A 21,779-nucleotide genomic window follows, 5' to 3' on the forward strand; every position below is an offset into this window, starting at 1 on the left:
ACTATTACCTCGTGGCGGGCTCAACCTGTTCCGGAATGCGGAAAGCCCCGGCCGGGGACGGCGGCCGGGGCTTTCACACGCACTACTTCCGCGCGGACCGTGACGCGGCTCGGCTCAGACCCGCATCGGCTGCGGCGACTCGCGCCGGTCCGCCTCCGGGCCCGGGTACTCGCGCAGGATCTCGTACCGCGTGTTCCGCTCGACCGGCCGGAAACCGGCGTCGCGGATCAGGTCCAGCAGGTCCTCGCGGCCGAGCTTGTTCGGCGTACCGAAGTCGTCGGCGTCATGCGTGATCTTGTACTCGACGACCGAGCCGTCCATGTCGTCCGCGCCGTGCTGGAGCGCGAGCTGCGCGGTCTGCACGCCGTGCATCACCCAGAAGACCTTGACGTGCGGCACGTTGTCGAACAGCAGCCGGGAGACGGCGAAGGTCTTCAGCGCCTCGGCGCCGGTCGCCATCGTGGTCCGCGCCTGGAGCTTGTTGCGGATCTTGCCGTCCTTCATGTCCACGAAGTCGTGCTGGTAGCGCAGCGGGATGAAGACCTGGAAGCCGCCGGTCTCGTCCTGCATCTCCCGCAGCCGCAGCACGTGGTCGACGCGGTGACGGGGCTCCTCGATGTGCCCGTACAGCATCGTCGCCGGGGTCTTGAGCCCCTTCTCGTGCGCGAGCCGGTGGATGCGCGACCAGTCCTCCCAGTGGGTGCGGTGGTCGACGATGTGCTGGCGGACCTCCCAGTCGAAGATCTCCGCGCCGCCGCCGGTCAGCGACTCCAGCCCGGCCTCGATCAGCTCGTCGAGGATCTCGGAGGCGGTGAGGCCCGAGATGGTCTCGAAGTGGTGGATCTCCGTCGCCGTGAACGCCTTCAGCGCCACGTCCGGCAGGGCTTCCTTCAGCGCGCTGAGCGAGCGCGGGTAGTAGCGCCACGGGAGGTTGGGGTGGAGCCCGTTGACGATGTGCAGCTCGGTGAGGTTCTCGCCCTCCATCGCCTTGGCGAGGCTGACGGCCTCCTCGATCCGCATCGTGTACGCGTCCTTCTCGCCCGGCTTGCGCTGGAACGAGCAGTACGCGCACGAGGCGGTGCACACGTTGGTCATGTTGAGGTGGCGGTTGACGTTGAAGTGCACCACGTCGCCGTTCTTACGGGTGCGCACCTCGTGCGCCAGCCCGCCGAGCCACGCCAGGTCGTCGGACGCGTAGAGCGCGATCCCGTCCTCGCGGGTCAGCCGCTCGCCGGCCCGGACCTTCTGCTCCAGCTCGCGCTTGAGTCCCGCGTCCACCTGGCCGCCTCCCATTTCCTCCGTACAACAGACCTCGCCAACGGTACTCCCCCACCCTTCGGGTGGATGGGGCCCCCTTGTACGGCGCTCTGCGCCTACGGCTCCTCGGGGAGTTCCCCGACCCGGTTCTCCCACTTGGTGGAGAGCACGATCGTGGTACGGGTCCGCGAGACGCCCTTCGTACCGCTCAGGCGCCGGATCGTCCGCTCCAGACCGTCCACGTCACCGACCCGGACCTTGAGCATGTACGAGTCGTCGCCCGCGATGAACCAGCAGTCCTCGATCTCCGCGAGGTCCTTCAGCCGGCGCGCCACGTCCTCGTGGTCGGCCGCGTCCGAGAGCGAGATCCCGATCAGCGCGGTGACGCCGAGGCCGAGCGAGGCCGAATCGACGGTGGCGCGGTAGCCGGTGATGACACCGGCGGTTTCCAGCCGGTTGATGCGGTCGGTGACGCTGGGCCCGGAGAGCCCCACGAGCCGTCCCAGCTCGGCGTACGAGGCCCTGCCGTTCTCCCTGAGGGCCTGGATGAGCTGCCTGTCCACCGCGTCCATATGACTGAAGCCTTCCATTGTTCAGCAGTACCGCGAGTTTACGTGTAGAATCTAAGGCATGTAGGGCTCAGGCCCTGCAAATCTTCTAGAACATCCAAGAAACGCTTTCGAATCTTCAGGAGTGAACTTCACCGTGTACACGATCGAGATGGCCTACGCCCGGATGCGCGAGCTGCAGGACCTGGCCAACCGCTCGCGTGCCCACCAGCCCGCCGCCGCGCGCCGCGTCGACAAGACCCACGCGCCGCGCACCGCCAAGAAGCGCTGACCCACGACGCTCGGTCCGCTCCGGCCTGTCAGCCCTCCGGGCTGCGGGAGCCGCCACCGAGCTCTCCCTCCCAGCGGCGGTACAGCCGGTGTTCCACCCCGGCCGCGTCCAGCACCCGCCCCGCGACGAAGTCCACCAGGTCCTGGATGTGCGTCGCGCCCGCGTAGAACGCCGGAGAGGCGGGCAGCACCACGGCGCCCGCCTCGTCCAGGGCCACCATCTGCTTCAGCGTCTGGCCGCTCAGCGGGGTCTCACGGACCGCGACGACGAGCGGACGGCGCTCCTTGAGCGTCACGCTCGCGGCCCGCTGGAGCAGATCCTTCGACAGACCGAGCGCCACTCCGGCCACACAGGCCGTCGAGGCCGGCACGATGAGCATCCCCTTCGCCGGGTACGACCCGGAGGACGGCCCGGCGGCCAGGTCACCGGCCGGCCAGTGGCGTACGCGCTCCAGCTCCGCGTCGCCCACCGCGAACGCGTCCGGCTTCCCGTCGGCGCCACGATCCAGCCAACAGCGCAGGTCCTCGCGCCAGTGCCCGTCCCGGAACGCGATGCCGGTCTCGTCCAGCAGGGTGAGACGCGAGGCCCGGCTCACCACCAGGTCCACGCTCTCGCCGCCCGCCAGCAGCCCGCGCAGGACGGCGGCCGCGAACGGGGTCCCCGAAGCACCGGACACCCCGACAATCCAAGGCCGCCGCCGCTGATGAGTCACTGAAGTCCCGGATTCCACATCAACGAGCCTATCCGGCGCGCCCCGACGCCCCGCACCCGGAACCGGGCGGCCGTCCGGGACGTTCCACAGATGACGGCAACCCGGGGGCAGGGGCAGACCATGGGCGACTACTGGACAACCGGCCGCGGCACGGGCTCCACCCCGACCGGCGGCGCACGCGCGCTCACGGCCGGGATCCTGATGGTGAGCTGGGTCGCTCTGCTGTGGATCCTCGAAGGCATCGACGTGGCGACCGGAAACGCTCTGGACACCTACGGCATCAGCCCGCGCGAGGTCGCCGAGCTGCGCGACGTGGTGCCCGCCGCGTTCCTCCACAGCGGCTGGGAGCACGTCGCCTCCAACAGCGTCCCGCTGCTGGTCCTCGGCTTCATCGCCGCCCTCGGCGGGCTGCGCAGATTCGCCGCCGTCGTCGTGACGGTCATCCTGGTCAGCGGCGTCGGCGTCTGGCTGACCGCCCCGTCGTACACGGTGACGCTCGGCGCCTCCGGCGTGGTCTTCGGGCTGCTGGGCTATCTGCTGGTCCGGGGCTTCGTGGACCGCCGGCCCTGGGACGTCCTGATAGGCATCGGGGTCGCCGTGGTCTACGGCTCGCTGCTCTGGGGCGTCCTGCCCACCGAGTCGGGCGTCAGCTGGCAGGGCCACCTCTTCGGCCTCATAGGCGGCGTGGCGGCGGCCTTCTTCTTCCGCCGTCCGCCCACGCATCGCGGCCCGGACAACCTGGTCACGGTCTGACCCGCGCGCCCGGGAGCGGGCTCACGGGGTCAGACCGCGCACCAGCAGGTCGAGCAGCGCGCAGGCGAAGAGCGCCATGCCGATGAAGCCGTTGACGGAGAAGAAGGCGCGGTTCAGCCGGGACAGGTCGTGCGGCCGCACCACCCGGTGCTCGTAGACGAACGCCACCGCGACGATCACCATGCCGACCCAGTAGAAGAGCTCGGCGTCCGTCGCCAGGCCGAACCAGACCAGCAGCCCCGTCGTGACCACGTGACAGACCCGCGCGCCCCACAGCGCCGCCGGGATACCGAAGCGCGCCGGGAAGGAGAGCACCCCGTGGGCCCGGTCGGCCTGGACGTCCTGGCAGGCGAAGATCAGGTCGAAGCCGCCGATCCAGATGCCGACGGCCAGCCCCAGGATCACCGCGTCCCACGACCAGGAGCCGGTCACCGCGAGCCAGGCGCCGATCGGCCCGATGGCCTGCGCCAGTCCCAGGATGGCGTGCGGGTAGTTCGTGAACCGCTTGCCGTACGGATAGACCACCATCGGCACCACCGCGAGCGGCGCCAGCGCCAGGCAGAGCGGGTTGAGCAGGGCGGCGGCGCCCAGGAAGACGGCGAGCGCGACGAGCGCCCCCGTCCAGGCCGACTTCACCGACACCGCGCCGGTGACCAGCTCACGCCCGGCCGTACGCGGGTTACGGGCGTCGATCTCCCGGTCGATGATCCGGTTCGCGGCCATCGCGAACGTCCGCAGCCCCACCATCGCGAGCGTCACGAGCAGCAGGACGCCCCAGTGGATCGTGCCGTCCAGCTGGAACATCGCGGTCAGCGCGGCGATGTAGGCGAAGGGCAGCGCGAAGACCGAGTGCTCGATCATCACCAGCCGGAGGAAGGACTTGACCTTGCTGTCGGCGGGCGCGGAGCCGGGGACGGACGCCGCCGCTTCTGCCGCGCTGCTCACAGCCCGTACTCCTTCCAACGGCGGTCGACCTTCGCCGCCGTCTGCGGGTCGGACTCGACCATCTCGGGCCAGCCCCCGTCCCGGGTGTAGCCCTCCGTGGGCAGCTTCCGGGTGGCGTCGATACCCGCCTTGCCGCCCCAGAACTGCTGGTACGAGGCGTGGTCCAGGTGGTCGACCGGGCCCTCGGTGACCGTGAGGTCCCGGGCGTAGTCGGTGTTGCCGAGCGCCCGCCAGGCGACCTCGTGCAGGTCGTGGACGTCGCAGTCGGAGTCGACGACCACGATCAGCTTGGTCAGCGACATCATGTGCGCACCCCAGATGGCGCTCATCACCTTCTGCGCGTGCTTGGGGTACTTCTTGTCGATCGAGACGATCGCGCAGTTGTGGAAACCGCCCGCCTCGGGGAGGTGGTAGTCCACGATGTCCGGCACGATGATCTTCAGCAGCGGCAGGAAGAACCGTTCCGTGGCCCGGCCCAGCGGCCCGTCCTCGGTCGGCGGGCGGCCCACCACGATGGACTGGAGCAGCGGCCGCTTCCGCATGGTGACGCAGTCGATGGTCAGTGCGGGGAACGGTTCCTGCGGGGTGTAGAAGCCGGTGTGGTCCCCGAACGGGCCCTCCGGCAGCATCTCGCCCGGCTCCAGCCACCCTTCGATGACCACCTCGGCCTGGGCCGGGACCTGGAGCGGCACGGTCTTGCAGTCGACCATCTCGATCCGCTTGCCCTGGACGAACCCGGCGAAGAGGTACTCGTCGATGTCCCCGGGCAGCGGCGCGGTGGAGGCGTACGTCACGGCGGGCGGCGCACCGAAGGCGATGGCGACGGGCAGCCGCTCACCGCGCCGGGCGGCGACCTGGTAGTGGTTGGCGCTGTCCTTGTGGATCTGCCAGTGCATCCCGATGGTGCGCCTGTCGTGGCGCTGGAGCCGGTAGAGCCCCAGGTTCCGGACGCCGGTCTCGGGGTGCTTGGTGTGGGTGAGGCCCAGGTTGAAGAAGGAGCCGCCGTCGCCGGGCCAGGTGAAGAGCGCGGGCAGCCGGTCCAGGTCGACGTCGTCGCCCTTCAGCACGACCTCCTGGACCGGCGCGTCGTCGGACTTCACCTTCTTCGGCGGCACGTGGACCATCGAGCCGAGCTTGCCGAAGGCCTCCCGTACGCCGACGAAGCCCTGCGGCAGCTCCGGCTTCAGCAGCCCGCCGATCTTGTCGCTGATGTCGCTGTACGACTTCAGCCCGAGCGCCTTGAGCAGGCGCCGGTCGGTGCCGAAGACGTTCATGGCCAGGGGCATCGAGGACCCCTTGACGTTCTCGAAGAGCAGGGCGGGGCCGCCCGCCTTGTTCACCCGGTCGACGATCTCGCCGACCTCCAGGTGAGGGTCGACCTCGGCCTTGACGCGCTTGAGATCACCATCGCGTTCAAGAGCCCGGAGCAGGGAGCGGAGATCGTCGTAAGCCATGCGGTCCAGTTTGTCATCCCCGTCCGCGCGGCCCCGCCGGGGCTCCCCCGGCTCCTGGCCCGGGATTCCCGGCGGCCAGCCGGTACCCTGGCGGCGACACCGGGGGAACACCGAGCCCCGCCGCCGCTCCACTGGGGGACGCGCCATGAGAGCCCTGATGTTCATCCTGCCGCTGGCTCTGATGATCTACGCCTTCATCGACTGCCTGAACACCTCGGAGGAGGACACCAAGCACCTGCCCAAGATCGCCTGGGTCTTCATCATCCTGCTGTTCTGGGTCGTCGGCTCGGTCGGCTGGCTCATCGCCGGCAAGGTGCGCCACGGCGCGGCCGGGGGCAGCGGGCCCTCCTCGTGGCAGCCGGGCAGGCGGCAGCAGTGGGTCGCCCCGGACGACAACCCCGACTTCCTCAAGTCGCTCAAGGACGACAAGAAGGCCGAGTCGGAGGCCGAGGCCAAGAAGGCCGAGGAGGAGCGGGGGCACCGCGACGGCGGTACGAGCCCCGACGACAAGACCCCGCCCACCTCCTGACGGGCCGTTCCCGCCGGGGTCTTTCTGACCGGCTGTTCCTGACGGCCTGTTCCCGCCGGCAGGGGTGATCTTTCCGACCGGCGCGGTGAGCGCGTCCCGGGGGCGGCGTCGGCCATCCTCGAAGGGGTAACAACAGAAGCAGGCACCGCACGCGTGACCCTCTCAAGGGCACGCGTGCCCCTCTTTAGGAGCCCCCCATGCCCGCCACCCCCACCGAGGCACCCTCCGAAACCCCCGCCGAGCTCGTCGCCCGCCTCCGCGCCACCTTCCGCACCGGCCGCACCAAGGATCTCGCCTGGCGCACCGGTCAGCTGGAGCGGCTGCGCGCCCTGCTCACCGAGCACGGCGACGACCTCGCCGACGCCCTCCACGCCGACCTGGGCAAGAGCCGCAAGGAGGCGTACCGGACCGAGATCGACTTCACCGTCCGCGAGACCGACCACACCCTGGAGCACCTCGCCGAGTGGCTGCGGCCCGAACCCGCCCCCGTACCGCCGCATCTCGCCCCCACCGGCGCCACCGCGCAGACCGTGCTGGACCCGCTCGGCGTCGTCCTGGTCATCGCGCCCTGGAACTACCCGGTGCAGCTGCTGCTCGCCCCGGTCGTGGGCGCCCTGGCGTCGGGGAACTGCGTGGTGGTCAAGCCCAGCGAGCTGGCGCCCGCGACCTCCGCGGCCCTGGCCCGGCTGCTGCCCCGGTACCTGGACACGGATGCGGTCGGGGTCGTGGAGGGCGCGGTCGAGGAGACCACCGCCCTGCTGGAGCAGCACTTCGACCACATCTTCTACACCGGCAACGGCAAGGTCGGCCGGATCGTCATGACGGCCGCCGCCAAGCACCTCACCCCGGTCACCCTGGAGCTGGGCGGCAAGTCCCCGGCCTTCGTCGACCGGGACACGGACCTGAAGACGGTGGCCGGCCGGATCGCCTCGGGCAAGTTCATCAACGCCGGCCAGACCTGTGTGGCCCCCGACTACGTGCTGACGGACCCGGAGACCGCCCCGGCCCTCGCCAAGGCGCTGGCGGCGGCGGTGGAGGGGCTGTACGGGGAGGACCCGGCCGAGCACCCGGAGTACGGGCGGATCGTCAACGAGCGCCACTTCGACCGGCTGACGGGCCTGCTGGACTCCGGCCGTACGGTGACCGGCGGCGCCCACGACCGGGACACGAGGTACATCGCGCCGACCGTCCTGGCCGATGTCGCACCCGACGCACCCGTGATGGGCGAGGAGATCTTCGGCCCGATCCTGCCGCTGGTGACGGTGGACGGCCTGGACGGGGCGATCGGCTTCATCAACGACCGGGACAAGCCGCTGGCCCTGTACGCGTTCACCGACTCCCCCGCCGTACGCGAGCGGCTGCTGGCCGAGACGTCCTCGGGCGGGGTCGGCATGGGGCTGCCGCTGGCCCATCTGACCGTCTCCGACCTGCCGTTCGGCGGGGTCGGCGAGAGCGGCATGGGCAACTACCACGGCCGCTACTCCCTGGAGACGTTCAGCCACCGCAAGGCGGTCCTGGACACCCCGCTGGGCTGACGGCACACGAAGGCGCCCCGGACGGAGACCCGTCCGGGGCGCCTTCGTGCGTACAGGGGCTTCAGACCCCGGCGTAGGAGTGCAGACCGGTGACGAAGATGTTCACGCCGTAGTAGTTGAACAGCCAGCAGGCGAAGGCGATCAGCGCCAGGTAGGCGGCCTTGCGGCCCTTCCAGCCGGCGGTGGCGCGGGCGTGCAGGTAGGCGGCGTAGGCGACCCAGGTGATGAAGGACCAGACCTCCTTGGGGTCCCAGCCCCAGTACCGGCCCCAGGCGTCGCCCGCCCAGATCGCGCCCGCGATGATCGTGAACGTCCACAGCGGGAAGACCGCCGCGTTGATCCGGTACGCGAACTTGTCCAGCGACGAGGCGGAGGGCAGCCGCTCCATGACCGAGGCCGCGAACCTGCCGGGCGTACCGCCGGAGGCGATCTTGCTCTCGTAGCTGTCGCGGAAGAGGTAGAGCACCGTGCCGACCGCGCCGAGGTAGAAGACGGCGCCGCAGATGATCGCGGTCGAGACGTGGATCCACAGCCAGTACGAGTGGAGCGCGGGCACCAGCTGGTCGCTGTCGGTGTAGAGCGTCGTGGTCGCGATGCCGAGGTCCAGCAGGACCGTGGTGACCAGCGGGAGCCCGATCCAGCGGACGTTCTTCTTCAGCGCGAGCAGCACCAGGTACGCGCCGACCGCCACCGTGGAGAAGGTGATCGAGAACTCGTACATGTTGGCCCAGGGGGCCCGCTGCACCGACAGGGCGCGGGTGACGACACCGCCCGCCTCCACGGCGAAGGCCACCACGGTCAGCGAGACCGCGATCCGGCCCCACAGGTCGCCCTTGAACGTGCCGCCCGCGGCTCCCGGACCGTCCGGCACGTCCCGGGCCCCGGCGGCGGCGCGGGTGATGACCTCGGGGCGCTCCAGCACGGCGGTGGAGCCGCCCTGGGCGACCACCACCGGGGAGGCGGCGGAGCCACCGGCCTCGGCGCCGGACAGCGCGGCGGCGGTGCGGCCGACCTTGCTGCGGCTGCCGAGGACCCACTCCGCGATGTGTGCGAAGAAGGCCAGGGTGTAGACGGCCATCGACGAATAGATCAGCACATTGCTGGTGTGCGCCAGGCTCTCGTTGGTTGCGGCGGCGAGATTCACTTCTCAGCCCCTTCGGCAGGTGCTTCAGCAGGGTGTACGGGCCGGCTCCCGGCCTCGTTCGTGGTGTCCGCGTCGGTGGATGCGGGCGGGTCCGGTTCCTCCGTGGCGGCGGGGGCGACCGGCGCCGTCGTGATGAGGGCGGCCGCGAGGTCGCCCAGCTCCTCGGGGAGCTTCGCGGACTCGCTGCGGCCCAGGCCCGCCATCTCCACGACGGTCACCCCGTCCGGACCCCGGACCGCCCGGACCCACACCCGGCGGCGCTGGATGAACAGCGACGCGGCGAGTCCGGCGACGGCGGCGATGGAACCGCCGAGCGCGAGCCCGTTGCCCGGCTGCTGCGAGATCTGGAAGCTCGCCCACTCCTCGATGCCCTCGAAGGTGATCGAGCCGCCGCCGTCCGGCAGGTCCAGCTTCTCGCCGGGGCGCATCATCTTCTTGAGCAGCTCGCCGTCCTCGCCCTTGAACTCCTTCATCTTGGACGTGTCGAGCTGGTACACGTTCTGCGGCAGCCCGGAGTCCACCCCGAGGGAGCCGCTGTAGGCGCTCAGCGCCAGCACCGGGTACTCCGCGCCGGGGAACTGCGAGAACATCTGGCCCTGGCCCTCGCCCGCGAAGGTCGGCACGAAGAAGGCCTTGAAGCCGAGCTGCGTCTTGACGCCGTCCTTGTCGCGGTAGCCGTCCATCACCTTGATCGCGCCGGTCGAGGTGATGTTGTTGTCGATCGGCAGCAGCGGTACGGGGCTCCGCGAGACGACGTTGCCCCTGCCGTCCCGGACGGTGACGACCGGGGCGTAACCGTGGGCGATCAGATAGACCTTGGTGCCGTCCACGACGAGCGGTTCGTTGACGCGGATGACGGCCTTGCGCTCGGGCCCCTCGGCGCCCTCGGTGTACTTCACCCGGGCCTCGAAGGTGCGGGGCGTGCCGCGCTGCGGGCCGCTCTCCTCGTACGTACCGACGAAGTCGTCCAGGACGAAGCTGAAGGGGGCCATCGTGTCCGGGTCGTAGAGCGAGCCGGACTTGAAGTTGTCGTACTGGGTGAGCGTGTTGGAGAAGCCGTCGCCCTCCACGACGAGCTTGCCGCCCTCGGACTTGAAGAGCTGCCCGGCGGCGAAGGCGACCAGCATCACGATCAGCGCGATGTGGAAGACCAGGTTCCCGGCCTCGCGGAGGTAGCCCTTCTCCGCGGCGACCGCGTCGCCCACCGTGTGCGCCCTAAAGCGCCGCTTGCCCAGCACGCCGAGGGCCGCCTCGCGGACCTCCTCGGGCTCGGCCCCGGTGCGCCACGTGGTGTACGCGGGCAGCCGGGTCAGCCGCTTGGGGGCGCCCGGCGGACGGCTGCGGAGCTGGCCGACGAACTGGCCGGTGCGCGGCACGATGCAGCCGATGAGCGAGACGAACAGCAGGATGTAGATCGCGGAGAACCACACCGAGCTGTAGACGTCGAAGAGCTGGAACTTCTCGTAGATCGGCGTGAGGGTGGTGTGCTGCTCCTTGAAGTCCGCGACCTTCATGTCGTCCACGCTGGTCTGCGGGATCAGCGAGCCGGGGATGGCGCCGAGGGAGAGCAGGAAGAGCAGGATCAGCGCGACCCGCATCGAGGTGAGCTGACGCCAGAACCAGCGGGCCCAGCCGATCACCCCCATGGCGGGGACGGCCGCACCGGTCTCGGGGCGCTCCTCGCGGGGCGCGGTGGAGAGCCGCTCGCCGGCCGCGTCGTCGACGCGCCGCTGCTCGCGCTCGGCGGCGGCCGTGCCGGTGCCCGTGGTGTTCGTGTCGCTCATGAACTCAGATCCCCACAATGAAGCCGTCGGACCAGCTCTGCATCTGCTGCATGAGCGTCGCCCACACGCCGGTCAGCAGCAGGATTCCCGTCGCGATCATCATCCCGCCGCCGATCCGCATCACCCACGCGTAGTGGCGCTTGACCCAGCCGAACGCGCCCAGCGCCCTGCGGAAGGCGACCGCGGCCAGGACGAACGGGACGCCGAGTCCGAGACAGTACGCGACGGTCAGTATCGCGCCCCGCCCGGCGGTGCCCTCGGTGAAGGCGAGCGTGCTCACGGCGGCGAACGTCGGGCCGATGCAGGGCGTCCAGCCGATCCCGAAGAGGGCGCCCAGCAGCGGGGCGCCGGCCAGCCCGGCCACCGGCCGCCGGTGGACGCGGAACTCGCGCTGCGTCACGCCCGGCAGGAGCCCCATGAAGAAGACGCCCATGAGGATCATCAGGACGCCGAGGATCTTGTTGAACAGCTCGGCGTGCATCTGGAGCTCGCGGCCGAAGTAGCCGAAGAGCGCTCCGCCCGAGACGAAGACGGCGGTGAAGCCGAGGACGAAGAGCGCGGCGCCCGCCACGACCCGGCCGCGCCGGGCCTCGGCCAGGTCGGTGCCGGTGACCCCGGTGACGTAACTCAGGTAGCCGGGGACGAGCGGCAGCACGCAGGGCGAGAAGAAGGAGATGAGGCCGGCCAGCAGCGCGATGGGCAGGGAGACCAGCAGGGTCCCGGTCAGGACGGTCTCGTTGGCCGCGGCGAGCGTGACGGTCGCCTCGTGGCCGGTGAGCAGGGCGGCCGGGGGGTGGGCGGCGAGCGGGATCACCGGATCACTTCTCCGCGATGATCGGGTCGATCATCTCGTGCAGCTGGTCGGCGTCGAGCGGCTGGAGCGTGCGGGCCGCGATCTTCCCCTCCCGGTCGACGACCACGGTGGAGGGGATGGCCTGCGGGTTCACGGTGCCCTTGGGGAAGCGGAGGATGAGCTTGCCGATCGGGTCGAAGAAGCTCGGGTAGGTGATCCCGTAGTCCTTCTCGAAGTTGACCGCGGGGTCGCGCTGCGCGTCGCGGGTGTTTATCCCGAGGAACTGCACGCCCTGGTCGGCGGTCTCCTCGGAGACCTTCGCGAAGTACTTCGCCTCCAGGCGGCAGGGGCCGCACCAGGAGCCCCAGACGTTGAGGACGACGACCTTGCCCTTGTAGTCGGCGAGGTCGAGCGGCTTGCCGTCCAGGTCCGTGCCCTGAAGCCTCGGAGCCTGGGGCCGCTCCCCCTTCGCGACGGTGGAGATGCCCCCGCTGCCGGTGACGAAGTTGGTGTTGCCGCCCCCCTGCGCCTTGTTGCCGTCCCCGCACGCGGACAGCGTCAGGGCACCGGCCACGGTGATGGCGGCGAGCAGGGTGAAGCGGCGTCGGGACGCACGGCCAAAGCTCATGTGAAAAGTTTCGCATGGCAGTTCCGGAGATCCCCCGCACCCCCCTCGGTGCCCGTAAAGCCCCTTGTCAGGCCTGTTTAAAGAAGGAGTTCCAGCCACCTGCGGGCGACTGTCCGACCTCCAGGGTGCGGAGCTTGGCGAGGACGGCGGGATCCTGTACGTCGAGCCAGTCGACGAACTGCCGGAAGGAGACGAGCCGCACATCCTTCTTACCGGCCGTCTTCTTGATCACTTCTTCCACGGCGTCCATATAGATGCCGCCGTTCCACTCCTCGAAGTGATTGCCGATGAAGAAGGGCGCGCGATTCGTCGTGTAGGCGCGCTCGAAACCGCTGAGATAAGCGCCGGTGGCCTGCTTGCGCCAGCCCGGATAACGCGAGGGCATGCCCTTGGTCGAATTCTGCGACTGGTTGGCGAGGATGTTGTAGTCCATCGAGAGGACCTCGAAGGAGTGGCCGGGGAACGGCATCGCCTGGAGCGGGAGGTCCCAGACGCCGCCGCGCTTCACGGGCCACGTCTGGCGGCCGCCGGGCGAACTGGCGTCGTAGCGCCACCCCAGTTTGCTCGCGGTCGGCAGGAGATTGTCCTGACCGAGCAGACAGGGGGTGCGACCGCCGATCAACTCCTTCCGGTAGTCGAACGGCAGCGGATCCTCGTTCTCCCAGCCGGTGTTGGTCCGCCATTCCGTGACGAACGACACGGCCTGATCGATCTCGCTCTGCCATTGCGCGGGAGTCCAGCGTTCGACGGAACCGGAACCGCCGCAGAAATGCCCGTTGAAGTGGGTGCCGATCTCATGGCCGTCCAGCCAGGCCTGCCGTACGTACGTCAGCGTGTCCTTGACGTGATCGTCGGTGAGATAGCCGATGTCGGAGGCGCCGCGGGGGTTGTTCGGGGGGCGGTAGAGGGATTTCTTCGACTCGGGCAGCAGATACAGCCCGGAGAGGAAGAAGGTCATCGCGGCGTCGTGGTCCTTGGCCAGTTCCAGAAAGCGCGGGAAGAGCCCGTTGCCGACCTCGCCCGCCCCGTCCCAGGAAAAGATCACGAACTGCGGCGGTGTCTGGCCGGGTTCCAGCGGGACGGGGGCGGCGGGCTGGTGGGGCTGCTTTCCGGTGTCGGCGGTGGAGCCGTCGCCGATGAGCCGGGCCGGGCTCTTGGACGAATCGTTTCCGCCGCCGTTGCCGCCGGTGTCGCCCTTGCCGCCGGCGCCGGTGTCGCCCTTGTCACTGCCCCCCTCGGAGGAGCCCGATGAGCTGGAGAAGCCACAGCCGGCGAGTCCGATCGCGGCGGCGGTGCCGAGCCCCGCGCCGAGCAGTCCCCTTCGATTGATGTCGCGCATGTCGTCCCCATCTACGGTCGTTTTACCTCAAGGTCATACAAACTGCTGAAGAGTGAGAGGCCTCGGAGAACACGACGGTTCCGTGCAATTGGGGACTTTCTTTACGCTTTACCTGGCGACGGGCCGGACGGCCCCGGCCTCCGGGCAGCCCTCGTGAACCGGCCGGCCGGGCGACGGGCGGGGCGGGCCGAACCCGTCCCACCCTGGGACGTTGCTGCGTCCACGTCAAGGGTCGGGGGCCGCTGTCGTGCCGTTACGGGAACGGGGCCGACCGCGACGGCGGTCGGCCCCGTATGTTCACGACGTTCGTACGGCTTACGCGCCGAAGTCCTCGGTTCGTACGGCTTACGCGCCGAACGCCTTCGACTTGCCCTTCACCGGCTTCGCCCCGGCCAGCAGGTGCGCGGGCACCAGGTCCCGGGCCGGCTCCGAGTAGCCCACCGAGACGATCTTGTCGCCCTGGTAGGTGAAGCTGGTCAGCGAGGCCAGCGTGCACTGGCGCTTGCGCGGGTCGTGCCAGAGCCGGCGGCGCTCCACGAACGAGCGGACGATCCAGATCGGCAGCTGGTGGCTGACGCAGACCGCCTCGTGCCCGCGCGCCGCGTCCTTGGCCGCGTCCAGCGCGCCCATCATGCGGACGACCTGCTCGATGTACGGCTCGCCCCAGGACGGCTTGAACGGGTTGGTGAGGTGCTTCCAGTTGTCCGGCTTGCGCAGGGCCCCGTCGCCGACGCCGAAGGTCTTGCCCTCGAAGACGTTGGCGGCCTCGATCAGCCGGTCGTCGGTGGCCAGGTCCAGGCTGTGCGACTTGGCCAGGGGCGCGGCCGTCTCCTGGGCGCGCTCCAGCGGGGAGGCGACGACATGGGTGATGTCGCGCTTCTCCAGGTGGTCGGCGACCCGGTCGGCCATCTGCCGGCCCAGCTCGGAGAGGTGGTAGCCCGCGCGGCGCCCGTACAGCACGCCGTCCGGGTTGTGCACCTCGCCGTGGCGCATCAGGTGCACCACGGTGATGTCCTTGCGGCTTCCGTTCTCGCTCATGCGGTGGCCTCCGATGCGGCACGGGCGGCGGCGGGCAGGGCGGCGGCGATCCGCTCGAGGGCCCGCTCGTCGTGGGCGGTGGAGACGAACCAGGACTCGAAGGCGGAGGGCGGGAGGTAGACGCCCTGCTCCAGCATCGAGTGGAAGAAGGCGGTGAAGCGGAAGGCCTCCTGCTTCTTGGCGTCGTCGTAGTCGCGCACGGGCCGGTCGGTGAAGAAGACCGAGAACATGTTGCTCGCCGAGGAGACGGTGTGCGCGACGCCTTCCTTGGTGAACGCGTCACCTACGAGGGAGCGCAGTTCGGCGGAGACCGCGTCGATCTTCGCGTACGCCGCGTCGTCGAGCAGCCGCAGCTGGGCGAGGCCGGCGGCGGTGGCGACCGGGTTCCCGGAGAGGGTGCCCGCCTGGTAGACGGGGCCGGCCGGGGCGAGGTGCGCCATCACGTCGGCGCGTCCGCCGAAGGCCGCGGCGGGGAAGCCGCCGCCCATGACCTTGCCGAAGGTCATCAGGTCGGGGCGGACGCCGTCGATGCCGTACCAGCCGGCCTTCGACGTACGGAAGCCCGTCATGACCTCGTCGGAGATGTACAGGGCGCCGTCGGCCGCGCACAGCTCCTTGAGACCGGCGTTGAAGCCGTCGGCGGGCGGGACGACGCCCATGTTGCCGGGCGAGGCCTCGGTGATCACACAGGCGATCTCGCCGGGGTGCGCGGCGAAGGCGGCCCGCACGGCGTCCAGGTCGTTGTACGGCAGCACGACGGTGTCCCCGGCCGTGGCGCCCGTGACCCCGGGGGTGTCGGGGAGGCCGAAGGTGGCCAGGCCCGAGCCGGCGGCGGCGAGCAGGGCGTCCACGTGCCCGTGGTAGCAGCCGGCGAACTTCACGACCTTGGCCCGGCCGGTGAAGCCGCGGGCCAGCCGGATCGCCGACATGGTCGCCTCGGTGCCGGAGGAGACCAGGCGGACCTGCTCGACCGGCTCGATCCGCGCCACGATCTCCTCGGCCAGCGCGACCTCGCCCTCCCCCGGCGTACCGAAGGAGGTGCCCCGGGAGACCGCTTCCTGGACGGCGGCGATGACCTCGGGGTGGGAGTGGCCGAGAATCATCGGCCCCCACGAGCAGACGAGGTCCACGTACTCCCGGCCGTCGGCGTCGGTGAGGTACGGACCGGTGCCGGACACCATGAACCGGGGCGTACCGCCCACGGCCCGGAAGGCACGCACGGGTGAGTTCACGCCGCCGGGCGTCACGACGGACGCCCGGTCGAACAGCGACTGCGAAACTGGGGCTTCGTATGAATACGCCACTTTGGTCCTGATCTGCGATTCGGGTGTCGGGAGGCCGGGCCGGAGAATCCAAGGTAATCCCGGCCACCGGTGAGCAGGGAGCGCGCTCCCCTCGTATCACGAAAGAGCGTCGGCACCCTCACGTCTGCGAAACTGGGGCGACATAGGGAAAGCTCACACATGCCATGGTGTCAGAGGCACGGACGGTCTTGCGGACAGGTGTTTCACCGCACGCCCGTGGGGGAGGTCACTGACACGATGATCGGGTTGCGCGGCGGGGGCTGTGTCTCCTAAGAAGTAGTCGGGTGGATGAGATATGCATCGCGGTGGCGGAGTGGGCGAAGGGACCGACGGCCTGGGGCCCGAGCCTGCCCGGCGAGGGCGGCACCGGCGAAGGGCCGAGCGCGCACAGGGCAGGGGCGCGGAGAGCACGCCGCTCCCCGGGAGCAGGAGCAGTGGCGGGATGGGGGTGACCTACAAGTATTTCGGTGCTCCGGACGGGGCCACCGCGGCACGCGTGCCCATTTCGATGCGCCCGGAGGAGCTGGGCGGCGACGAGCTGGGCATGGGCGGCATGTTCACCAAGATCAAGCCGGAGACGGTGGCCGCCATGGTGCTGACCGGCATCCAGGGCATACCCCTGCACAAGGTCCCCCCGCTGGAGCTGGTCGTCCTCCACCCCGACTACGCGGTGGTCAAGCTCCCGATGACCGTCGTCGACCCGCTGCGCGGTGTCGGCGAGGAGTCCGTCGGCGCGGCGGCCTTCATCTGGTCCACGGTCCCCGACCGCGGCGGGCCGCGCGACGCGTTCAACGTCTACCAGCTGCTCCACGAGTGGCAGGACTTCTCGCACCGGCTGCACGACGCGGGGCACCAGGCGTACTGCCTGGTCTGGCCGTGACGACCAGGCAAACGCCCGCACCCACGTGCACCTATTCGGTTGAATCACGCCAATGATTGGCTGAAGTCCGATCTTCGGCCCACCGGCCCGATCCGCCGCCGCCCAGGACGACGATCTCCGAGGGAGGTCAGCTCCCGGCCGGACGCCACCCGGGGTCGCGCCCCGTCACGGCCAGCACCCGCTCGAAAGCCGTGGCCCCCTCCCCCACCGGGAACGGCTCACCGAACACCTTCATCTCCCGGCCCTGCGGCGCCAGGGCCGCCAGCCCCGGCGCCACCTCCTCGACCACACCCGGGTCGGGGACGAACTCCGCGCCCGTCGCCCGCGCCAGGTCCCACGCGTGCACGGTCAGGTCACCCAGCACCATCAGCCCCACCGTCCGGGCCGGCATCCCCATCTGCCCGGCCGTGCCCTCCTCGGCCCCCGGCGCGTCCCACGCCGCCACCAGCCGGGCGGTCTCCTCACCGAACCTGGACCGCCAGTCGCCCGTCACGAACTCCGGCGCCCGGCTGAAATCCACCTCCTCACGGGCCGCGAGGGCCTGGAAGTTCACGACCACCTGGAACAGGTGGTTCAGCAGCGCCCGTACGTCGTACTCCGCGCAGGGCGTACGGTCCCCCAGCTGCCCGTCGTCGATGCCCCGCACGACGGGCAGGGCCCGGCCCGCGGCGGCTTCCAGCAGTTCACCGATCTTCTGTGTCATGCCGCCCACCCTGCGCCTGCGGGGTGCCGGCGTCTTGAAGAAACGCGACAGGCCCCCAGGGGCTCCTTAGGATCGATGCCATGGCCGCCGGACCTCGCCGCGACACCCGGGGCATCGTGGACGCCCCGGACCTCTTCGCACGCGTCCGCTTCCGCCGCCGCGAACCCGCCCCCGCGCTGCGCCCGTACCTGGAGCACTACTGGCTCATCGACTGGGACCTCGACCGGCCCTACGCCGCCCACGTCGTCCCGCACCCGTCGGTCAACCTCGTCCTCCAGCGGTACGAGGCCGGGGAGAGCGCCGAGGAACGAGCCGGGTACGCCGAGGTGGCGGGCATCGGCCTGGGGCTCTTCACCCAGAAGCTGACGGGGCGCGGCCGGGTCTGCGGAGTGCAGTTCCGGCCCGGCGGATTCCGCCCGTTCGCGCCGGAGCACGCCCTGAGCGACCTGACGGGACGCCGGATCGCCGCCGCCGAGGTGCTGCGTACGCCACCGCCCGTCGACGCGGTCCTGGACCCGGACGACGAGGACGCGCGGGTCGCCGCACTCGACGCCTGCCTGCTCGCCCTGGAGCCCCGGCCCGACCCGCAGGCCACGCTGGCGATGGAGCTGGTCGAGCGGGCGCGCACGGACCGCTCGGTGCGCCGGGCCGGCCGGCTCGCCGTGGACGCGGGGCTCTCCCCCCGCTCCCTGCAACGGCTCTTCTCCGCGTACGTCGGGGTGGGCCCCAAGTGGGTCATCCTCCGCTACCGCATCCACGAGGCGCTGGAGCGCGCCGAGTCCGACCCGGCCGTGGACTGGGCGCGGCTGGCGGCCGACCTCGGCTACAGCGACCAGGCGCACCTGGTGCGGGACTTCACCGCGACGGTGGGAGTGCCCCCGACGGCGTTCGCCCCACCGCCCTGAGCAACCGGCGCCGGCCACCGGGCCCTGCCACCTGGCCCGGCAACCGGTCCGCCACCGGCCCCTGCCACCGGGGCCGCTCGGCCCTCCGCCACCTCCGTACGCCCCACCGGCGCTGGCAGCACCACCAGCCCCACCAATTCCACCAACTCCACCAGGCGCCCGAATGCCCTGGCCGCTCGCCCCGCCCGGGTGGCATCCTGGCCGGGTGAACGGACCCGAGATCACCGTCGAAGTAGCCCCTGAGCTGCGGCTCTTCGTCCCCCACGAGCGCCGCCGGGGACCCACGCCGCTGACCACCGACGGCGCCTCCACCCTCGGCCACGTCATCGAGTCCCTCGGCGTCCCGCTCACCGAGGCCGGCACCCTGCTGGTGAACGGCGCCCCGGCGGACCGCTCCCACATCCCGGGTCCGGGCGAACACATCGACGTACGGGCGGTCGAACGCCCCCAGCGGGTCCCCGGCGCACCCCTGTGCTTCCTCCTCGACGTCCACCTCGGCACGCTGGCCCGGCGGTTGCGGCTGCTGGGCGTGGACGCGGCGTACGAGAGCGAGGACATCGGCGATCCCGCGCTCGCCGCCCGCTCCGCGCGGGAACGGCGCGTCCTGCTCTCCCGGGACCGCGGGCTGCTGCGCCGCCGGGAGATCTGGGCGGGGGCGTACGTCTACAGCGACCGCCCCCAGGAGCAGCTCCGCGACGTCCTCGGCCGCTTCGCCCCGGCCCTCGCCCCGTGGACCCGCTGCACCGCCTGCAACGGCACGCTCACGGAGGCCGACAAGGACGCGGTGAGCGACCTGCTGGAGCACGGCACCCAGCAGGCGTACGACGTCTTCGCCCAGTGCACGGCGTGCGCCCGGGTGTACTGGCGGGGCGCACACCACGGCCACCTGGAGACGATCGTGGCCGACGCGGTACGGGAGTTCGGCGGCGCGGCGGCGTAGGCGCGGCGGCGGCGTAGTGGCGGCGGCGGCGTAGGCGCGGCGGCGGCGTAGTGGCGGCGATGCGGTGGCGGCGAGGGCGGCAGCCCCGGTGCAGTACCGCCGGTGCCGTAAGGGCGGGGGCAGACCGGCCGGGCAACGGCTGCCTATCCTTTTCCCGTCACCGATCAACTGCCCGAGGAGATCGCCATGCCCGCCACCCCCATCGCCGTCGTCACCGGCGCGAGCAGCGGCATCGGCGCCGCGACCGCCCGCACGCTGGCCGCAGCCGGATTCCGGGTCGTGCTCACCGCGCGCCGCAAGGACCGGATCGAGGCGCTCGCCGCCGAGATCACCGAGGCCGGCCACGAGGCGACGGCCTACGCCCTGGACGTGACCGACCGCGCGGCCGTCGACGAGTTCGCCACCGCGTTCCGCTCCCTGGCCCTCCTCGTCAACAACGCGGGCGGCGCACTGGGCGCCGACCCGGTGGCGACCGGCGACCCCGCCGACTGGCGCCAGATGTACGAGACGAACGTCATCGGCACCCTCAACGTCACCCAGGCCCTGCTCCCAGCCCTCACCGTCAGTGGCGACGGCACGATCGTGATCCTCTCCTCCACCGCCGCTCTCTCCTCCTACGAGGGCGGCGGCGGCTACGTGGCCGCCAAGCACGGCGAGCACGTCCTCGCCGAGACGCTGCGCCTGGAGATCGTCGGCACCCCGGTCCGCGTCATCGAGGTGGCCCCCGGCATGGTCAAGACCGACGAGTTCGCCACCACCCGCTTCCGCGGCGACACCGAGAAGGCCGCCAAGGTCTACGCGGGCGTGGACGCCCCCCTGACCGCCGAGGACGTCGCCGACACGATCGGCTGGGCCGTCACCCGCCCCAGCCACGTCAACATCGACCTCCTGGTGGTCCGCCCCCGCGCCCAGGCCTCCAACACGAAGGTGCACCGCACCCTGTAGCGGACGCGGTGCACCTGGCGGTGGTGAGGCGGCTGGGTCGATGGAGCCTCAGCCCTTCACACACACCACCTGCTTGAGCTTCGCGACGACCTCGACCAGGTCCCGCTGCTGGTCGATGACCCGCTCGATCGGCTTGTACGCACCGGGGATCTCGTCCACCACCCCGGAGTCCTTGCGGCACTCCACGCCCTGCGTCTGCTCTTCCAGGTCCTTGGTCGAGAAGCGCTTCTTCGCGGCGTTCCGGCTCATCCGCCGGCCCGCGCCGTGCGACGCCGAGTTGAACGACTTCTCGTTGCCGAGACCCTTCACGATGTATGAGCCGGTGCCCATGGAGCCCGGGATGATCCCGTACTCCCCGGAGCCGGCCCGGATCGCCCCCTTACGGGTGACCAGCAGGTCCATGCCCTCGTACCGCTCCTCCGCCACGTAGTTGTGGTGGCAGGAGATGACCGGCTCGAAGGTGACCCGCGCCTTCTTGAACTCCTTGCGGACCACGTCCTGGAAGAGCCCCATCATGATCGCGCGGTTGAACTTCGCGTACTCCTGCGCCCAGAAGAGGTCGTTGCGGTAGGCCGCCATCTGCGGGGTGTCCGCGACGAACACCGCCAGGTCCCGGTCGATCAGGCCCTGGTTGTGCGGCAGCTTCTGCGCCTGGCCGATGTGGAAGTCCGCCAGCTCCTTGCCGATGTTCCGCGAGCCGGAGTGCAGCATCAACCAGACGGAACCGGTCTCATCGAGACAGAACTCGATGAAGTGATTACCCGATCCGAGCGTTCCCATCTGCTTCGTGGCACGTTCCTGACGGAATTTGACCGCTTCCGCGATCCCGTCGAACCGCCCCCAGAAGTCGTCCCACCCGGACGTCGGGAACCCGTGCAGCCTCCCCGGGTCCACGGTCTCGCCGTGCATCCCCCGGCCCACCGGAATGGCCTGCTCGATCTTGGAGCGCAGCCGTGACAGGTCGCCGGGGAGATCGTTCGCCGTCAGGGACGTCCTGACCGCGGACATCCCGCAGCCGATGTCGACCCCCACCGCGGCCGGGCAGACCGCGCCCTGCATCGCGATCACCGAACCGACCGTGGCCCCCTTGCCGAAGTGGACGTCCGGCATCACGGCGAGACCCCTGATCCAGGGCAGCGTGGACACGTTCCGCAGCTGCTGCATCGCCACGTCCTCGACCGACGCGGGATCGGTCCACATCCGGATGGGGACCTTCGCCCCCGGTACCTCTACGTACGACATAACTCCTCGATTCCCCCGAGATTCCCCCGAAAAGACTGAAAGCGCAAAACCGGGCCCAAGGTCGGCGAACAGGTCGGCCGACCGGCATTCACAGCGGCGCGTGCGATAC

The 21,779-nt window shown here is 70.5% G+C and carries 22 protein-coding genes; 8 read left to right on the top strand and 14 right to left on the bottom strand.

The window, feature by feature from the left end; genetic code table 11:
• Positions 1-114 precede the first annotated feature (114 nt).
• Both mqnE and AB0917_RS07595 read right to left on the bottom strand, forming a co-directional pair.
• Positions 115-1,278: an aminofutalosine synthase MqnE gene (gene mqnE / locus AB0917_RS07590; protein ID WP_366818561.1), complete on the bottom strand. Its 1,164-nt coding sequence runs from the start codon at positions 1,276-1,278 to the stop codon at positions 115-117.
• A 95-nt stretch (positions 1,279-1,373) separates the two neighbouring features.
• Positions 1,374-1,829, bottom strand: a complete 456-nt coding sequence (locus AB0917_RS07595; RefSeq protein WP_366818562.1) for an Lrp/AsnC family transcriptional regulator — start codon at positions 1,827-1,829, stop codon at positions 1,374-1,376.
• Positions 1,830-1,950: 121 nt separating this feature from the next.
• On the opposite strand from AB0917_RS07595, the gene AB0917_RS07600 reads away from it, so the two are divergent.
• On the top strand, positions 1,951-2,097 hold the full coding sequence (locus tag AB0917_RS07600) for a hypothetical protein (protein WP_366818563.1): 147 nt from the start codon (positions 1,951-1,953) through the stop codon (positions 2,095-2,097).
• A 28-nt stretch (positions 2,098-2,125) separates the two neighbouring features.
• Here AB0917_RS07600 and AB0917_RS07605 read toward each other — a convergent pair whose 3' ends face one another.
• The gene (locus AB0917_RS07605) at positions 2,126-2,809 is read right to left on the bottom strand and encodes a UbiX family flavin prenyltransferase (protein ID WP_366818564.1); all 684 of its coding nucleotides are present in this window, start codon (positions 2,807-2,809) and stop codon (positions 2,126-2,128) included.
• Positions 2,810-2,929: 120 nt separating this feature from the next.
• Between AB0917_RS07605 and AB0917_RS07610 the strand changes: the two genes are divergently transcribed.
• Positions 2,930-3,562 (top strand): rhomboid family intramembrane serine protease, encoded by a 633-nt coding sequence (locus AB0917_RS07610; protein WP_366818614.1) that lies wholly within the window; start codon positions 2,930-2,932, stop codon positions 3,560-3,562.
• Positions 3,563-3,583: 21 nt separating this feature from the next.
• On the opposite strand, the gene mqnP is transcribed toward AB0917_RS07610, so the two are convergent.
• Together mqnP and AB0917_RS07620 are read right to left on the bottom strand one after the other, a co-directional pair.
• Positions 3,584-4,507, bottom strand: a complete 924-nt coding sequence (gene mqnP / locus AB0917_RS07615; RefSeq protein WP_366818565.1) for a menaquinone biosynthesis prenyltransferase MqnP — start codon at positions 4,505-4,507, stop codon at positions 3,584-3,586.
• Entirely contained in the window at positions 4,504-5,961 is a 1,458-nt protein-coding gene (locus tag AB0917_RS07620; protein WP_366818566.1) for a menaquinone biosynthesis decarboxylase, read from the bottom strand. The genes mqnP and AB0917_RS07620 overlap by 4 nt, the downstream gene beginning before the upstream one ends.
• A gap of 157 nt (positions 5,962-6,118) precedes the next feature.
• Between AB0917_RS07620 and AB0917_RS07625 the strand changes: the two genes are divergently transcribed.
• Both AB0917_RS07625 and AB0917_RS07630 read left to right on the top strand, forming a co-directional pair.
• Positions 6,119-6,490 carry a PLD nuclease N-terminal domain-containing protein gene (locus AB0917_RS07625; RefSeq protein WP_366818615.1) on the top strand — a complete coding sequence of 124 codons (372 nt, stop codon included), beginning with the start codon at positions 6,119-6,121 and terminating at the stop codon, positions 6,488-6,490.
• Positions 6,491-6,687: 197 nt separating this feature from the next.
• A complete protein-coding gene (locus AB0917_RS07630; RefSeq protein WP_366818567.1) occupies positions 6,688-8,025 on the top strand; it encodes an aldehyde dehydrogenase family protein in 1,338 nt (445 codons plus the stop codon).
• Between the two features lie 61 nt (positions 8,026-8,086).
• Here the strand turns inward: AB0917_RS07630 and ccsB are convergent, their stop codons facing one another.
• From ccsB to hemL, 7 genes are all read right to left on the bottom strand, one after another.
• Positions 8,087-9,169 (bottom strand): c-type cytochrome biogenesis protein CcsB, encoded by a 1,083-nt coding sequence (gene ccsB / locus AB0917_RS07635; RefSeq protein WP_366818569.1) that lies wholly within the window; start codon positions 9,167-9,169, stop codon positions 8,087-8,089.
• Positions 9,166-10,953, bottom strand: coding sequence for a cytochrome c biogenesis protein ResB (locus AB0917_RS07640; protein WP_366818571.1), 1,788 nt, complete (start codon positions 10,951-10,953; stop codon positions 9,166-9,168). The genes ccsB and AB0917_RS07640 overlap by 4 nt, the downstream gene beginning before the upstream one ends.
• Before the next feature lie 4 nt (positions 10,954-10,957).
• On the bottom strand, positions 10,958-11,767 hold the full coding sequence (locus AB0917_RS07645) for a cytochrome c biogenesis protein CcdA (RefSeq protein WP_366818573.1): 810 nt from the start codon (positions 11,765-11,767) through the stop codon (positions 10,958-10,960).
• Positions 11,768-11,771: 4 nt separating this feature from the next.
• Positions 11,772-12,374 (bottom strand): TlpA disulfide reductase family protein, encoded by a 603-nt coding sequence (locus AB0917_RS07650; protein ID WP_366818574.1) that lies wholly within the window; start codon positions 12,372-12,374, stop codon positions 11,772-11,774.
• A 67-nt stretch (positions 12,375-12,441) separates the two neighbouring features.
• Positions 12,442-13,713: a hypothetical protein gene (locus tag AB0917_RS07655; RefSeq protein WP_366818576.1), complete on the bottom strand. Its 1,272-nt coding sequence runs from the start codon at positions 13,711-13,713 to the stop codon at positions 12,442-12,444.
• Positions 13,714-14,058: 345 nt separating this feature from the next.
• A complete protein-coding gene (locus AB0917_RS07660; RefSeq protein WP_366818577.1) occupies positions 14,059-14,751 on the bottom strand; it encodes a histidine phosphatase family protein in 693 nt (230 codons plus the stop codon).
• Positions 14,748-16,055 (bottom strand): glutamate-1-semialdehyde 2,1-aminomutase, encoded by a 1,308-nt coding sequence (hemL, locus tag AB0917_RS07665; protein ID WP_366818578.1) that lies wholly within the window; start codon positions 16,053-16,055, stop codon positions 14,748-14,750. Before hemL ends, AB0917_RS07660 begins: the two co-directional genes overlap by 4 nt.
• A 442-nt stretch (positions 16,056-16,497) precedes the next feature.
• Here hemL and AB0917_RS07670 point away from each other — a divergent pair, with 442 nt between their 5' ends.
• The gene (locus tag AB0917_RS07670) at positions 16,498-16,935 is read left to right on the top strand and encodes a hypothetical protein (RefSeq protein ID WP_003968390.1); all 438 of its coding nucleotides are present in this window, start codon (positions 16,498-16,500) and stop codon (positions 16,933-16,935) included.
• Between the two features lie 127 nt (positions 16,936-17,062).
• Here the strand turns inward: AB0917_RS07670 and AB0917_RS07675 are convergent, their stop codons facing one another.
• Complete coding sequence (locus AB0917_RS07675) at positions 17,063-17,638, bottom strand: TIGR03086 family metal-binding protein (RefSeq protein ID WP_366818579.1); 576 nt, start codon at positions 17,636-17,638, stop codon at positions 17,063-17,065.
• 80 nt (positions 17,639-17,718) lie between these two features.
• Here AB0917_RS07675 and AB0917_RS07680 point away from each other — a divergent pair, with 80 nt between their 5' ends.
• The 3 genes from AB0917_RS07680 to AB0917_RS07690 all read left to right on the top strand — a co-directional run bounded on the left by AB0917_RS07680 (position 17,719) and on the right by AB0917_RS07690 (position 20,428).
• Positions 17,719-18,543 (top strand): helix-turn-helix domain-containing protein, encoded by an 825-nt coding sequence (locus AB0917_RS07680; RefSeq protein WP_366818580.1) that lies wholly within the window; start codon positions 17,719-17,721, stop codon positions 18,541-18,543.
• 205 nt (positions 18,544-18,748) lie between these two features.
• Positions 18,749-19,483, top strand: coding sequence for a Mut7-C RNAse domain-containing protein (locus AB0917_RS07685; RefSeq protein WP_366818582.1), 735 nt, complete (start codon positions 18,749-18,751; stop codon positions 19,481-19,483).
• 186 nt (positions 19,484-19,669) lie between these two features.
• Positions 19,670-20,428, top strand: a complete 759-nt coding sequence (locus tag AB0917_RS07690; protein WP_366818584.1) for an SDR family oxidoreductase — start codon at positions 19,670-19,672, stop codon at positions 20,426-20,428.
• Positions 20,429-20,476: 48 nt separating this feature from the next.
• Here the strand turns inward: AB0917_RS07690 and AB0917_RS07695 are convergent, their stop codons facing one another.
• Entirely contained in the window at positions 20,477-21,670 is a 1,194-nt protein-coding gene (locus AB0917_RS07695) for an RtcB family protein (protein WP_366818585.1), read from the bottom strand.
• Positions 21,671-21,779 lie beyond the last annotated feature (109 nt).

Origin of the sequence: Streptomyces sp. NPDC007346 (assembly GCF_040703535.1) — a bacterium.
Taxonomy (GTDB): Bacteria; Actinomycetota; Actinomycetes; order Streptomycetales; family Streptomycetaceae; genus Streptomyces.